Origin of the sequence: Paenibacillus macerans, from assembly GCF_900454495.1 — a bacterium.
GTDB classification, from domain to species: Bacteria; Bacillota; Bacilli; order Paenibacillales; family Paenibacillaceae; genus Fontibacillus; species Fontibacillus macerans.
Map to the genome: position 1 here is coordinate 1881704 of NZ_UGSI01000001.1, position 14459 is coordinate 1896162.

The following is a 14459-nucleotide window of genomic DNA, read 5'->3' on the forward strand; positions in this document are numbered from 1 at the left end:
TGGAGATGCTCATCCGATGATCATCACGATTTTATTGTTTGTGGCCGCGGGTTTGGCGGAAATCGGCGGAGGGTATTTGGTCTGGTTATGGCTGCGTGAATCTAGGCCCCTATGGTACGGCATTGTCGGCGGGCTTATTTTGGTGGCGTACGGCATCATTCCTACGCTGCAGAACTTTCCCTCCTTCGGGCGGGTGTATGCGGCTTATGGAGGCGTGTTTATCGCATTGGCCGTGCTTTGGGGCTGGTGGGTAGACAAAAAAACGCCCGATCTCTACGATTGGGTCGGAGCCGTGATCTGCCTCGTCGGCGTGTCGGTGATGTTGTGGGCGCCACGCCATTGACGGCATGGTTCCGTGATGTGTAATGCCATGATTCTATAAATAGCGTGATACCGTAATGCCTGATAGCAAATCCCCTCGCTGGCCGCGTTATGCATGAAAAGCGGTTTTTGCCGCACCCTAAATTTAGATTACATACCGCATCAGCATAAGGAAGGTTGCCTCATGAATTTATCATCCATCGCTTCGGCCATTGCGCCGGTAAATTTAAGGAGCTGCTTAATCAGCCGGCAGGGCCGGCTGGTGTTCGAACATTACCGGGATCGGCAGACGGCCGGGCAAATCGCCAAAATCAACTCCTGCACCAAAAGCTTCCTGTCCGCGCTAATCTGCATCGCCTTTGACCGGGGGCTGCTGCCTTCGGCGGATACGCCGATAAATGAATTTTTTCCAAAATTGCTGGACGGCGATGCCGATCCCCGCAAACGGCAAATCACCCTGCGGCATCTCCTGACGATGTCGGCGGGGTTCAACTGGACGGAGTTTGGCGGGTTTAATTCGTTCCCGCGCATGACCCGGTCCCCGGATTGGGTGCGGTTCGTGCTTGAGCAGCCGATGTCCGACCGCCCCGGCGACCGGATGGAATACAATTCCGGCGCGTCGCAGCTGCTGGCGGCCATTTTGGTCCAAGCCGCGGGGCTGGCGGCCGCCCGCTTTGCCGAGCTGCACCTGTTCGGTCCGCTTGGCATCGAAGAATACGAATGGGAGCAGGATCCGCAAGGCGTGCATACGGGCGGTTTCGGACTGTGGCTCCGCCCCGGCGACATGCTGAAGTTCGGGCAGCTTTATTTGCAAAGGGGAGTCTGGGAAGGCAAGCCGTTGATCTCGCCGGAGCTGGTCTCGCAGTCCGTCAAGCCGGCGATCGGCGTCGAGGCCCCCCGCCGCGGCTGTTATGCCTGGCATTGGTGGACGGATACCTGGCTGCCGGCCGCAAGCCTGGGGGAGGACAACATCACTTCCGCTTCAGATCCCGCGCGGGATGGCGGACGCTTCACCGTTTCCTCCTCCCCCGCTTTCGATTATTTTTACGCTCGCGGCTACGGCGGAAATTTTATTTACGTCATCCCGAGTCTGGAAACGGTCGTGGTGCTGACCGACGACAAGCGCAAAAGAGACCGGCCGCCCGCTGACGTATTCCGGCAATTGATTGCGCAGTATTTGTTATAACTCAACTTTCGCACCAGGAAATTGGCAAATCAGCGTTGACGTAACTGGGCGAAGCGGCTATCCGGATCCTGAGTTGATATGGGGGCTTACTGAGCTTACTGAGCTTACCTGCTTCTTACTCCAGGGTTTCTTGGTCCATTGTTGAATGGAATAGCTGCAGAATGTGCAGTTACTTATACGGAAATGCTGCCGCAGCGCTTGATTAAGTGTAAAACCGGCAATTACTCCGCTATATTTCGAAAAAGAGGCAAAGAGACGAGGAAGTAGTTGTATGAAATGAAATTAAACGAAGGATTGGGTGAATGGATACCAAAGTTAATTGTATGATTTGCAATTAATGGTCAGGGTAGAGCCGATCAAGCACACTTTTGCCCGCCATCCGACCAGGCGAAATAAATAGGCTTTGGTTCTACAAAAGTTGAGTTATAAATCCTCAATGGGTTCAACGAAATAAAGAAATGCGCGGGTGCGTAAAGAAGCGCGAAAAATCTAACGGTTGTGAGCGGCGCTATTCGGCTAAAAACGAGGGGTTACAAGATGTAACGGTTGCCAGCGAGCCTATTTCCTTTTTTTCGCAGGTAAAGGGGCTGTTTCGCCTAAATAAGCGCGCCTACAACCTTTAGAAAAGAAACCTTCGTTTTTTCGGCCGATTAAGCGCTATGACAACCGTTAGCAAGCGCGATTTCTCAAGCATGCTTCAGCTCTCCAACGCTTCCTGCGTGATCCGCTTGATGTCGATCGGCGACATGCCCCCCTCGTTCACCATGTCGGTTAAAATTTCGCTTAAGAAATAATCGACGCATTTCAGCTTGATGTTTTTGATTTTCATCAAAGCTTCGCGGTACATTTTGACGAACTCTTTTTCCGTATTCCCTCTTTGCATTTCGGCAAACGCCTCGTAGACTTGATCCAGCTTGTCGGCGACCTCCAGAATCAGCCCCTCTACGGAATCGTCCTTGCCTTCGCGCAATTGGTTGCGGAAAATATCCTTAAATTCCTCGGGGATATGTTCTTCAATAAAATGGTGGACCATGCCCTCCTCGACTTGCAGGATCAGATTGCGCAGCTCCTCCGAGGAATGCTTGACCGGCGTTTTAATATCGCCGATAAAAATCTCTCCGTAATCGTGGCTGCTCGTGATCTCGTAAAGCTTCTTCCAATCGATTTGCGCGCCATGGCGTTCTTCGATATCGGCCAGCGTTTTGGCGTACTGCACGACTTTCCAGGAGTGCTCGGCCACGCTGTGTTCCTCGAACTTGAATTTTCCCGGACAGCGATAAATTCGCTCCAATTCGTTCAGCGACCGAAAGTAAGTATGAATGCCCATCTTATCAGCCATCCTTCTCTTTAGATATATAATTCTTAGTATAGACAGAGAATGTTAACGAATAATCAAATCCGGCATGCTTCCAAAAAAAAAGAGCTACGCTCCGGAGACAATTGTATCCCCGGAACATAGCTCCGATATGAATGCATGACATCGATCATGGCCGCTGCCATTTCAAATACGGATAGCCGCCCGCGTCGATTGCCCAGGTCGATGTGAAATTCCAGCCTGAGGACGCAAACGTGGATTGCTGCTGCATTTCCGCCGTTGTTTTCGGCATGCCTTTGCCGGTGTCGGTTTGACCAGTGGCGTCCGAGTCGTAATAAGAGCCGGTGACCGTGCCGCCGTCGGTTGCGCCGATAAGACCGCCAAGCTGAACGGCGTTGCTATAGAAACTTCCGGCAGCATAGGAATTGAGGACTGCTCCTCTGTTTATGCCAAGGAGACCGCCTGCAGTGGAACTTGCTCCCGTTATGTTGGCAAGCGAATAAGAATCGGTGATCGTACCGGAATTAGTACCGACCAGCCCGCCTAAATTGGCGCCGTTGATGAACAGTTCCCCGCTGGAATACGATTCCGTAATGGAGGAGGCGGCTCCGGTTGCGCCAACAAGTCCACCCAAATAGTAAGTTGCGTTAAGATTCACGGCGGTGGCCGAAGACCTGTTAATAGTCCCTGCTGCCATGTTTCCTATGAGACCACCGGCGAACCACAAATTTTCGGATGTTCCATTAATGGTTACATTTTCCGCATGAACTCCGCTTACAGTTCCGGTGTTCATATATCCGACCAACCCGCCAACGTACATATAACCTAAAACGTTCACGTCGCTCAGATTCAGATTCGTGATGGTTGCCCCGTCGATATAACCAAACAATCCTATCGAAGCACCACCAGGACGAAGAGAGGTTAAGCGGCGAATCGTAAATCCTTGGCCGTCCAGGGTCCCCGTAAAACCGGCGTTACTGATACCGATCGGCGTCCATCCCAAGCCGCCGCTGTAGCCGCTAAGATCGATATCGCCGCCCAAAACGAAATGACCGTTTAAATGATATCTGATACTATCCAGTTGGGCCGCCGTGGTAATGACATACGGTGTATCTGCCGTTCCATCGCCCGCGGAAAAAGCTCGGACCGTAATGGGGGAACTTGCGGCCGAAGGCAGCGAACCCGCCGTGAATTGCAGCGTCACCGTAGAGTCGCCGCCCACCAATCCAAGATCGGTAAAAGAGGCCCTGCCGTCTGTCGTTTGAACGGATGTCGTCCCCGTCAACGCGGCAGTCTCTCCGCTTACGCTAACTCCGACGCTCAAGCTGTCTTTGACCGGATTGCCGTAGGCATCCATCACTTCAACGACGGGCTGAACCGCGAAGGTCTCCCCGCTGGCCACGGAACCGCTTGGCTGCGTGGCGATTTGAAGCTGCGCCGCGGCCGCTGGGGCAATCGTTATCGCGAATTCATCCGTCGGGATAACAACGCCTTCTACGGCAAACGCCAACCGCTGTAAATCTGCCTTATTCAAGGCAAAGGTGAAGGTCGCTTCGCCGTCCGTAAACAGAAGGTCCGCTTCTCCCGAAGAACCTGTTAAGATCGTACCGGCCAGCGTGCCGTAACTGCTGTCCAGCGCTTGTTCGACCCCGCTGATCGTAATTTTTTTCGTGCCGGAGAAGCCGGTATCCAAGCTGCCGTCGGATTTTTCGACCCGCAGGGTGAGATTGATTTCCGCGCCGGCAACCGAATCGCCAGGTGTGGCGCTCAGCGCCGCCCGGTATGCCGGCGCGGCTGCCGGCGGAACCGAAACCTTGACCGGAATCCGAACCGACAAACCCTGGTAAAGCGCAAAAATCGAGGACTCGCCTTCGCCAAATGATGTGAAGACCCCGTTTTCAAAGGTTATGATCGTTGGGTCCCAGCTATATAGGACCGCTTCGGTTACATCGGCCTCCGAGCCGTCACTTAGGAGCGCCTTCAGCGTCAAACGGGCCTGCTCGCCTAAGCCGTCAAATTCCAGTTTCTCGGGACTGTACACGAGTTTGGTCACCGTCGGCACGGGAGTTTGCGGAACCGAAACCTTGACCGGAATCCGGACCGTTAGCCCTCCGTATTTTGCGCCGATCCAGGTTTCGCCTTCGCCTTGCGAAGTTGCCGTCCCTTGAGCGACGGTCGCTACCGCTTCATCCTCGCTGTACCAGTCAGCCGTTTCGGTTGCCTTGACCTCCGCTCCGTTGCTCAGCACCGCCGTCAACGCAACGCTGATCTCATGGCCTACACCGTCAAATTCCAGTTTCTCGGGACTATACACGAGTTTGGTCACCGTCGGTTCAGGATCGGGCGGATCGGGCGGGTTCGTCGGTGTCGTTGAACCGCCTCCGCTATGCGACCGTCTGCCGCTTCCCCCCTGCACTTCGTAGCCCAAAATCTTCTGCAGAACCTGACCCGGCCCCTCGAAAGTAACCGGGCTGCTCAATACCGCAACGATGATTTTTGTGCCTTGCGCCAAATAAACCACGTTGTTTATGGCTCCGCTCAGAACTTCAAGCCGGCCGATTTGTCCGGACAACAGCTCCAAGCGAATTCCGGATGCGGCTACCCGGACGGTTTCAGCTTCGCCGCGGAGCTGCACCAGCGATGACTTTGCCGCTTGCGACGCGACATTAATAAGCACAAAACCTTGCCCGCCGCCGCTCATTTCGTGTTCTTCGAGAATCGCTCCCGAAAACAGATCCGTCGTGTCCAAGGTCGTATCGCCGGAGGCCACGATCCGGACTTTGCCGTCCTCTTTGTCTACGACCAGTTGATTTGCCGCCGTATTCCACAGATACACGCTGTTGATTCCACCGCCGATAACGCGAAGTTGTCCCTCGACGGTGACGCCCCACAAATGGACCTCCCCCGAGCCAATGTCCTCCGCTATCGTCAAATTGCCCTTAACGACGGTATTTTGCAGCGTAACCCCATCGGTCCGGATTGCCGCGTCGCCGGAGATTTCCGCCGTTCCCTCAGTAGGGCCATATACGCCGGGCCGATCCATGTCGCCGGATAAGCTTTCGCTTTTCTCGGCCTTTTGGATCGCCGCGAATGTGCGGTCGAGCGTTACGGCCGCCTCAGCGCGGGTGAGCGCTGTTGCTCCGCGGAACGTGCCATCGGAATAGCCGTTCATCCACCCGGCACCCACGACAGCGCCGACGGCATCTTTGCTCCATGCCGGAAGCGAGTCCGTAAACGAAGCCGCCTCAACCGCCGGCTCCAGCTGGCCCAGCCGGCCGAGCATCACGGCCGCTTCGGCTCTCGTAACCGCCGCATTCGGCCGGAGAGTTCCATCAGCGTAGCCGGTGATGTAACCTTGCCGGACCGCGGCGGCGGCAGCGGCGGCGTACCATGCCGCCGGCTTCACGTCGGCAAAAGCCAGCGTTCCCGCTTCGGCGGCCAAACCGAACCGCCCGTTCACCATCGCCATCCACTCCGCCCGCGTGACCGGCTGATCGGGTCTGATCTTCCCGTCCGCAAAGCCGGAGATGAGCCCCTGCTCAAGCCAGCGGGACAAGACTTCTTCGGCCCAATGGCCCTGCAGATCCGCGGGAAGAGCCGAAGCGGCAAGCGCGTGCCCGGAAACGGACAGCGGACTTGCGGGGATCATTAGCAGCACGGCAAGCAGGAACAGCGCTGCTCTATGTTTTATACCAATATTCATCACTTCTCTCCTTTTAGATAACTAGTATCTATTAATAATGACTATCAATAAAAAGTATAAAAAAAGGAGGTGCCAATGGGAACCATTTCCTTAAAAATTGAAACATTTTTGAATCATTCGTTCAACTACGCCGCCGCCCGGTTTTGGAGCAGTCGGCTGACTTTTTCCACAGCTTTTCTGCGGACACTTTCGGCAGTACGGTCTTCACAAAGGCGCACAAGCCTATGCTTGGCGTAAGCGGAGCGGAGCGTTACTATTTTTAACCGGTGTTTTCCTGCTGCTGCAAGCACTTTTTGGTTCAGTGTTGTATAGTATGGGTATTGGCCTATTTTTGATTGCTACAAGGAGTTCGCTAGAGTATCGGTGGATATTCAAGCAAACAAAGGAGGTTATCCATGAAAAAAAGAAACATGATACGCATCGCCATTGCGGCGTTTTGGCTTATCGGAACGTGGGGAATTCTTGCCAGGTACAGGGGGGATGTGCGGGATATTTTATGGATCAACTTGACCGGCTTCTGCGCCGTGCTCCTCTTTTTGAGTTTCCTCTTTACATATATTTTGCGCAGAATGAGGCCGAAGAAAGAAGGCTTTCATAAGATCGAATATTTATTCCCGGCGTTTATCGCCCTGATGTCGCTCTATCCGTTGCTCATGCTGGGCAGCCTCACCGCGGACTTTATTCAAGGTCCCGTGATCAAGGAAGCGGTCATCGCGGACAAATGGGACCCGCGGCGGGGCAGCGATCAAGCGAAAACGACGGACGGTGAAATATTCGATTTCGCCAGTAAAGAGGTAAACCTGGAAATCGGACGCAAATACCGGCTGAAAGTGCTGGACCGGGCAGGAATCATCATTAGCGCGGAAGAATTGCCGAAATGAAGATGGCCCAACAGGCAGCTTTACATCTTCATCCTAACCCGTTCAGCCTGCAAGCCGATATCACTTGGACCGAACGAAGGCCCTTAGGCAAGAATGCGCCGCGGATCGTTAAAGCAAGAGCCCGCCGATCAGCCGGCGGAGCTCATTGGTAAAGTGCCGAGGGAACCTGCCCACAGAACCTCCCCCCCCAAAAAAAAATAAAGGCAAAAAAGTGCGCTATTCCGGCGATATCTGCTCATTTGAGAGAAATAGAGACCATTTATGCCGTTATTTTCCTCACACCACAAGGAAATGCCCCGTTACGGACCATTCAAAGGAAAATAAGTACATAAAATGCCGCTAATATAGCTAACATGCCCGGTCTCCGGATCATAAGCACATAAAGTGCCGCTATTTTGAAGACAGGCGGTTGGCCGTATTCATTGAAGTGTCGCGCAACCCGGACAATGGATACCGGTCATTCAGCCCGGCGCAGATCCGCCGGATTCTTATCATCGGGACGCTGCGCACAGCGGTGTGGTCGCTGGACTTCATCAAGGAAGTGATCCGGGAGCTCGATCACAACAATCTGGAACAGGCGGCGGATGACCAGAAATTCGCTGCAGTACCCGAATGGGGTTAACCGCATGCGCATGCGCGGCATCCACTATGTGGACCGGCTGATCGAACTGACGGAAGCCGGGGAACAAAAGGGAACTTAGGGGCGATCCGCAGAGTCATCAGACCGAAAAAGCCGATCGCCCCGCGGCCGGCGCTTATGGCATCACCGCGTTCAGGGCCAATACCCCCAGCAATCCGCAAACCGCCAGTATGGTCGTATAAACGGACCTTGATTTGATCGCATCCAGCAGCGACAGGTTAAAGTATTCCTTGTACATCCAGAAGCCCGGATCGTTGACATGGGAAAAAATCACGCTGCCCGAGGTCGTAGCCAGCACCATCAGCTCCGGACTTGCCCCGCTCATGCCCAGCAGCGGCAGCACGATGCCGGAAGCCGTCATCACGGTAACCGTGGCCGACCCCAGGGCCAGCCGCAGCACGGCGGCGATAATCCAGGCAAGAATCAGGGGCGAAATGTTAAGGCCGGTCATCATATCCTTGATATAATCGGCAACTCCGCTGTCCACCAGCACCTGCTTGAAGGCGCCCCCGCCGCCGATGACAAACATAATGGTGGCGATCGATTTCAGCGAGGCGCCGACGCTGCCCATAATCTCCTTCATTTTGCGGCCGCGGGCAATGCCGAACGTATAGATGGCGATCAGCACCGAGATCAACAGCGCAATCCCCGATTCCCCAAAGAAAGCGATGATTTTAAAGGCGCCGGAATCCTGCGGCATCGCCATTTCGGCAACGGCCAGCACCGCCATGAGCGCGATCGGCACGAGCGCGGTGAACAGGCTGACGCCAAAGCTCGGCATTTCCTCCTCCGTAAACTCCTTGGTGTTGTACAGTCCCTCCGGAATCGCGGGATTCATGCCGCGGATCAATTTCGTTTTCGAGAAAAATATCCCCGCAATGATCGCCGAAGGAATGGCGATGACCAGCCCAAGCAGCAGCGTCTTGCCCATGCTGGCGCCAAACACGCTGGCCACGGCCGCCGGCCCGGGGTGGGGCGGCAGAAAGCTGTGCGTTGTGGACAAAGCCACCGCCATCGGCAGGCCGATATATAACAGATTTACCTTCATCCGCGAAACAATCGTAAAGACAATCGGAATCAGCAGGATGAAGCCGATTTCAAAAAACAGGGTAACGCCAAGCACAAAAGCGGTAATCAGAATCGCCCATTGCAATCTTTTTTCGCCGAATTTGGCGGTCAGCGTCATGGCGATCCGCTGCGCGGCGCCGCAGTCGGCCATCAGCTTGCCGAGCATCGCGCCAAAGCCGATAATCAGCGCCAGATGGCCAAGCTGCCCGCCGATCCCCTCTTCCACCGAATTCACCACGTCCGACAACGTCAGGCCGTTCAGCAACCCCACCACAATCGCGACAAGCACGAGCGAAATGAAGCCTTCGAGCTTAAAGCCCACCATCAGCACAAGCAATAGCGCCACCCCTAGCGCAACGATTAACAACGGCATCGTCTATTCCTCCAATCGTCCATTTTGTGGTTAAGTGAGTTAATCCGGGTTAAGCATGTAAACACTTTCCGGTTTCTGAACACAAACGTATCTCCTCCTTATGCCATCATCGAAACATTTCAGTAAGCGCTTTCAACAAGACGCCTGAACAATGCGCAATTGATAGCTTCCTCTGGTTGTTACTTTTCTCGAAAAATTGCTGTGTTGCGCAAACCTCTTTACGAAATAAGTCTTATCAGGGCCGCTCCAACAAGGTCATCCCGCTCTCCGGTATAGTTAAAATATAGCAGCATGTTCCTTGGTTCACATTGTTTGCCCATCCAAAATCGGCGGCGCATTTCAGCGGGAAAATTGTGCTGCGGAACAAGGGCTTGCGTCGCCGCTCAGGCCGAAACAGCCGCGAGCGGGCCTGAGGCTCTTTCGTTACTCCTGCAGCCGTTCGAAAGTAAGCAGCAGCTTCATTTTGACGAGATCGTTGAATTTGCGGTAATCCAGCTGCAGCAGCTGGGATATTTTATCCAGACGGTAAAACAGGGTGTTTCTATGCACATGCAGCAAGCCCGCGGTTTGCTTCACATTCAGGTCGCAGTCCAGAAACGTGCGCAGCGTCAGCTTGTACTCCTCGTTAAGCGTTTGGGGGAACAACCCGTATTTTTGCAAAAATTCCGTTCGCGCTTCCGGCGGCACCATCTCAAGATAAGGAACGATTCCCCAATCATCGATAAAGCTGGCGCTCTGCGGCTGCCGTCCGAATTTTCGGCTTAAGCGTATGCAGCGGCGAGCTTCGCCGTACGATTGCTTGTACCCCGCAAGACCGCTGCGCGGGCGTCCGACACCGATACAGTAGCGGTAGCCCCGCCGGCGCAGACAAGCTTCAATTTTGCCGACCAGGGGCTGGAGGAAATCGCTTACGGGAATGGCGATAAAAAAAGCACCGTCCTCCACATAGGCGTACAGCGCCTGCACACTGACCATCGCCTTCAAATCGTTCAAGAACTGCTCCTTGCGCTCACCTGTTTTCTGCAGCATCTCCCCGTTTATCGTCTCTTCCGGCCATTTCATCTCTTCGATCTCCACGACCATCACGCTGCGTTCGGCGTTGACGTCGAGTTGCAGCGTACGGGCCGTCATCCGCAGCTTCTTTTCGGAGAATTCATACGGGCTGATCAGCTCCATAATAAAGCTTTCCAGCACCATTTTACGGAAGTGCAGCTGCTTGTTCATATGGATCTGCTGCAGGAGCGCCTCCACGTTCATCTTGATGATCTTTCCGAATCGGTACACCTCGTCGGGATTACCGGTGATCCCGACAACGCCGACAATGTTCTCCTGAAACTCAATCGGCAGGTTGACTCCGGGCTTGGAGCCCGGCAGACTCAGGCATTCCGCTTCGCCGATCAGCACCTGTTTTCTGGAGCCGAGCACCTGCAGCGCGCCTTCATGCAGACTGCCGATCCGCTCCGTTTCTCCGCTGGCGACGATAACCCCTTGGTCGTCCATAATGTTGATATTGAACTCCATGACGGACATCAATTGGACGACGATAGGCAAGGCCAGCTCGGTCGTTATTTTCATTCGAATCCCCTCCAGGCGCAAAAATAGGACAGGCCAACTATTGTTGTTACAATAGCTGGCCCGGCTCCCTGCATGATTCATCATCATTTACAGGTTCCATACCTAAATGTTCGATTTTTCATTGGTCTTGACTTGACCGAATAACCCCAAGCCCTTCCAGAATCGCCCTGAGCTTGCCTTGATTCTCCTCCGAGCAAGAGGTATTGGGCAAAATCGGCTTGCCCGCCTGGAGTCCGATCAAATTGACCGCATCCTTCGTCGCCACCGGGAAGCTTCCGAGGTTCCAGGCCATCCGCAGCGGAGCCAGCCTGTACTGCGCCTCCAGGGCCCCCTGGATGTCGCCCGCCATGAACTTGTCGTAAATTTCCACGACCAGCCGCGGCACCACGTTGGCGGTTGACGCCACGCAGCCGGCGCCCCCGTAGACGAGCGTGCTTAAAATCATGATGTCCCTTCCCGCCAGCACCTTAAATCCCTTGGCTCTGGTGCGGCGGATGAATTCGGCGGTTAGCGTCTGATCGCCGCTGCTGTCCTTGATCCCCACGATATTCGGAATTTCGGCCAGCCGCTCCAGCAGAGCGGGTGTAATGTTGTTGCCGACTTTGTCCGGATTGTTGTACAACAGTACAGGCAATGAGGTTGATTCCGCGATTTTCTTAAAATGGTCAAACAGTTCATCCTGTGTCGGCGTAATAAACATCGGCGGCAGGATCGAGATCGCCCGCGCGCCAAGCTCTCCGTATTTGCGGGCCTGCTTCATGCCCTCCCGCGTAGAGATCGCCGCGATTCCCGCATAGACGGGAACGCGCCCCGCGCTTTGCTCGGCAGTAACCGCCACTACTCGCTGTTGATCCCCCGGGTCCAGCCCGAAAAACTCGCCGTTGCTGCCCAGCGCCAAAATGCCGTGTACGCCTCCTTCGATCACATGATCCACAATACGGCGCAGCCCCTGCTCATCAAGCCGCTCTTCGCCGTCGACCGGCGTGACAATCGGGGGAATCACCCCGCGGATAAAGCTCGTATCCATTTATTCGCTCACCTCACTAATTATCGTTTGACTTCGGTATGGGCCATTTTCTCATAATGGCGGATCAGCGCCCCGTGATCGGCGGTCCCGAGGCCGTCGGCTTTGAGCGCATGCATCATTTCCAGCACGGAGGCCGTCAGCGGCAGCGGCACCCCGATTTCATGGGAAGTGTCCAGCGCGTTGGTCAAATCCTTGATATGCAGGTCAATGCGGAAGCCCGGGTCAAACTTGCGGTCCATCACCAGCGGCGCTTTCGCCTCCATCACCGTGCTTCCCGCCAGGCCGCCGCGGATCGCCTGAAATACCTGCTCGGGCTCCACGCCGGCCTTGCTTGCCAGCACAAACGCTTCGGACATAGCGGCGATGTTGAGGGCGACGATCACCTGGTTGGACAGCTTGGTGATGTTGCCGGAGCCGACGTCGCCGGTATGCACGACCGAACCGGCCATCGCCTTGAGCAAGTCATAGCTTTGCTCGAATACTTTTTTGTCGCCGCCGACCATGACGGACAAGGTGCCGTCGATCGCCTTCGGCTGGCCGCCGCTGACCGGGGCGTCCAGGAACGGAATGCCCCGCTCAGCCAGCACCGCCCCCACTTCGCGGCTGACCAGCGGCGCGATGGAACTCATGTCGATGACCACGGCCCCCGCTTTAATCCCTTCGATGACGCCGTTTTCGCCAAGCACGACTTCTTTAACGTGCGGAGAATTCGGCAGCATGGTGATAACGGCATCCACCTGCCCGGCCGCTTCTTTGGGAGAAGCGGCCGCCTTCGCTCCGGCCGCTTGCAGTTCCTTCACCGCCTCCGGGTTGCGGTCCATCACCACCAGGCTGTAGCCCGCCTTGATCAGGTTGAGGCTCATCGGCTTACCCATGATGCCCAGTCCGATAAATCCGATTGTCTTCATCTTTGTTTCTCCTCCCGTTTTATAGTCAAGCTTCATAGTCAGCCTTCCTATCAATCAACTTTCCTATCAGTCAGCTATTTTTACAATCATCGCACCAGACAAGGACGCTTGTTGTCGAATTTCCAGCCCGGTACAAGGTACTGCATCGCCGCGGAATCGTCCCGCGCGTTCAAGCCCATGCTGTTGTACAGGTTGTGGGCCTGCTCGATCCGCTCCATATCGATCTCCACGCCAAGCCCCGGCTTCTCCGGCAGTTCGATCATGCCGCCGGCGATTTGGAACGGTTCCTTGGTAAGACGCTCGGCGCCCTCCTGCCAAATCCAATGCGTGTCGATCGCCGTAATTTCGCCCGGAGCCGCCGCGGCCACATGCGTGAACATCGCCAGTGAGATGTCGAAATGGTTATTGGAGTGCGAGCCCCAGGTGAGCCCCCATTCGCGGCACATTTGCGCCACCCGCACCGAGCCCTGCATCGTCCAGAAATGCGGATCGGCCAGCGGGATGTCCACCGACTGCAGCGAGATCGTGTGGGCCATCTGCCGCCAATCCGTGGCGATCATGTTCGTGGCCGTCGGCAGGCCGGTCTGTCTGCGGAATTCAGCCATAATTTCGCGGCCGGAATATTCCCCTTCCGCGCCGCACGGGTCCTCGGCGTAGGCGAGCACATCGTGCAGATCGCGGCATAGGCGCACGGCGTCCTTCAGCAGCCAGCCGCCGTTCGGATCAAGCGTAATGCGCGCATCCGGGAACCGCTCCGCCAGCGCGGTGACGGCCTCGATTTCCTCCTCGCCGCGCAGCACGCCGCCCTTGAGCTTAAAGTCTGCAAAGCCGTATTTGGTGTAAGCGGCTTCGGCCAGCGCCACGATCGCTTGCGGCGTCATCGCTTCTTCATGGCGCAGACGGTACCAGGCCACCTCGCTGTCCGGCTCGGAGGCGTAGGGCAGATCCGTTTTGATGCGGTCTCCCACATAAAACAGATACCCAAGCACATTCACCCGCTTGCGCTGCTGGCCTTCGCCGAGCAACGCGGCGACCGGAACGCCCAGGTACTGGCCAAGCAGATCGAGCAGGGCGGCTTCCACGGCGGTAACGGCGTGAATGGCGACGCGCAGGTCAAAGGTTTGCTGCCCGCGCCCGGCGGCGTCCCGGTCCGCAAACGCCGTCCGCATCCGGGCCAGTATCTGGTTATACGTGCCGATAGACTGCCCGATCACCAGCGCGCGCGCATCCTCCAACGTCCGGCGGATGCTCTCCCCGCCCGGCACCTCGCCGGCCCCGGTATGGCCGGAGCTGTCTTCCAGGATGACGATGTTGCGGGTAAAATAGGGGCCGTGCGCGCCGCTTAAATTCAGCAGCATGCTGTCCCGGCCGGCGACCGGAACCACCCGCATTCCGGTAATGACGGGCGTACCCTGCAGTACCGGATTCTCTTGTTTGGCTGTTTGATTCAACATCTCGATTC

The 14459-nt window shown here is 55.7% G+C and carries 11 protein-coding genes; 4 read left to right on the forward strand and 7 right to left on the reverse strand.

From position 1 onward, the window contains the following. Nucleotides 1-16 precede the first annotated feature (16 nt). Together DYE26_RS08620 and DYE26_RS08625 are read left to right on the forward strand one after the other, a co-directional pair. Nucleotides 17-343 carry a YnfA family protein gene (locus tag DYE26_RS08620; protein ID WP_036623656.1) on the forward strand — a complete coding sequence of 109 codons (327 nt, stop codon included), beginning with the start codon at nt 17-19 and terminating at the stop codon, nt 341-343. 162 nt (nt 344-505) lie between these two features. Continuing rightward, the gene (locus tag DYE26_RS08625) at nt 506-1507 is read left to right on the forward strand and encodes a serine hydrolase domain-containing protein (protein WP_051985493.1); all 1002 of its coding nucleotides are present in this window, start codon (nt 506-508) and stop codon (nt 1505-1507) included. A 697-nt stretch (nt 1508-2204) separates the two neighbouring features. Here the strand turns inward: DYE26_RS08625 and DYE26_RS08630 are convergent. Both DYE26_RS08630 and DYE26_RS08635 read right to left on the reverse strand, forming a co-directional pair. Beyond that, entirely contained in the window at nt 2205-2834 is a 630-nt protein-coding gene (locus DYE26_RS08630) for a YfbR-like 5'-deoxynucleotidase (protein WP_036623657.1), read from the reverse strand. 157 nt (nt 2835-2991) lie between these two features. Further along, complete coding sequence (locus DYE26_RS08635; RefSeq protein ID WP_051985494.1) at nt 2992-6525, reverse strand: S-layer homology domain-containing protein; 3534 nt, start codon at nt 6523-6525, stop codon at nt 2992-2994. 395 nt (nt 6526-6920) lie between these two features. On the opposite strand from DYE26_RS08635, the gene DYE26_RS08640 reads away from it, so the two are divergent. Together DYE26_RS08640 and DYE26_RS08645 are read left to right on the forward strand one after the other, a co-directional pair. Further along, the gene (locus DYE26_RS08640) at nt 6921-7406 is read left to right on the forward strand and encodes a hypothetical protein (RefSeq protein ID WP_036623659.1); all 486 of its coding nucleotides are present in this window, start codon (nt 6921-6923) and stop codon (nt 7404-7406) included. Between the two features lie 409 nt (nt 7407-7815). Further along, the gene (locus tag DYE26_RS08645; protein ID WP_036623661.1) at nt 7816-8028 is read left to right on the forward strand and encodes a MerR family transcriptional regulator; all 213 of its coding nucleotides are present in this window, start codon (nt 7816-7818) and stop codon (nt 8026-8028) included. Nucleotides 8029-8161: 133 nt separating this feature from the next. Here DYE26_RS08645 and DYE26_RS08650 read toward each other — a convergent pair whose 3' ends face one another. The 5 genes from DYE26_RS08650 to gudD all read right to left on the reverse strand — a co-directional run bounded on the left by DYE26_RS08650 (nt 8162) and on the right by gudD (nt 14451). Further along, nucleotides 8162-9487: a gluconate:H+ symporter gene (locus DYE26_RS08650; protein ID WP_036623663.1), complete on the reverse strand. Its 1326-nt coding sequence runs from the start codon at nt 9485-9487 to the stop codon at nt 8162-8164. 423 nt (nt 9488-9910) lie between these two features. Further along, nucleotides 9911-11062, reverse strand: a complete 1152-nt coding sequence (locus tag DYE26_RS08655) for a CdaR family transcriptional regulator (RefSeq protein ID WP_036623664.1) — start codon at nt 11060-11062, stop codon at nt 9911-9913. A 118-nt stretch (nt 11063-11180) separates the two neighbouring features. Then, nucleotides 11181-12089 carry a 4-hydroxy-tetrahydrodipicolinate synthase gene (gene dapA, locus DYE26_RS08660; RefSeq protein ID WP_036623666.1) on the reverse strand — a complete coding sequence of 303 codons (909 nt, stop codon included), beginning with the start codon at nt 12087-12089 and terminating at the stop codon, nt 11181-11183. A 20-nt stretch (nt 12090-12109) separates the two neighbouring features. Continuing rightward, nucleotides 12110-13033 carry a 2-hydroxy-3-oxopropionate reductase gene (gene garR, locus DYE26_RS08665; protein WP_082207814.1) on the reverse strand — a complete coding sequence of 308 codons (924 nt, stop codon included), beginning with the start codon at nt 13031-13033 and terminating at the stop codon, nt 12110-12112. Nucleotides 13034-13083: 50 nt separating this feature from the next. Continuing rightward, on the reverse strand, nt 13084-14451 hold the full coding sequence (gudD, locus tag DYE26_RS08670) for a glucarate dehydratase (protein ID WP_036623668.1): 1368 nt from the start codon (nt 14449-14451) through the stop codon (nt 13084-13086). Nucleotides 14452-14459: the final 8 nt, after the last annotated feature.

What these genes read in the sequence shown, in the direction of transcription:
- DYE26_RS08630 (WP_036623657.1), bottom strand. Translation starts at nt 2,834, where the DNA reads ATGGGCATTCATACTTACTTTCGGTCGCTGAACGAATTGGAGCGAATT.
- DYE26_RS08620 (WP_036623656.1), top strand. Translation starts at nt 17, where the DNA reads ATGATCATCACGATTTTATTGTTTGTGGCCGCGGGTTTGGCGGAAATC.
- dapA (WP_036623666.1), bottom strand. Translation starts at nt 12,089, where the DNA reads ATGGATACGAGCTTTATCCGCGGGGTGATTCCCCCGATTGTCACGCCG.
- garR (WP_082207814.1), bottom strand. Translation starts at nt 13,033, where the DNA reads ATGAAGCTTGACTATAAAACGGGAGGAGAAACAAAGATGAAGACAATC.
- gudD (WP_036623668.1), bottom strand. Translation starts at nt 14,451, where the DNA reads ATGTTGAATCAAACAGCCAAACAAGAGAATCCGGTACTGCAGGGTACG.
- DYE26_RS08640 (WP_036623659.1), top strand. Translation starts at nt 6,921, where the DNA reads ATGAAAAAAAGAAACATGATACGCATCGCCATTGCGGCGTTTTGGCTT.
- DYE26_RS08650 (WP_036623663.1), bottom strand. Translation starts at nt 9,487, where the DNA reads ATGCCGTTGTTAATCGTTGCGCTAGGGGTGGCGCTATTGCTTGTGCTG.
- DYE26_RS08625 (WP_051985493.1), top strand. Translation starts at nt 506, where the DNA reads ATGAATTTATCATCCATCGCTTCGGCCATTGCGCCGGTAAATTTAAGG.
- DYE26_RS08655 (WP_036623664.1), bottom strand. Translation starts at nt 11,062, where the DNA reads ATGAAAATAACGACCGAGCTGGCCTTGCCTATCGTCGTCCAATTGATG.
- DYE26_RS08635 (WP_051985494.1), bottom strand. Translation starts at nt 6,525, where the DNA reads ATGAATATTGGTATAAAACATAGAGCAGCGCTGTTCCTGCTTGCCGTG.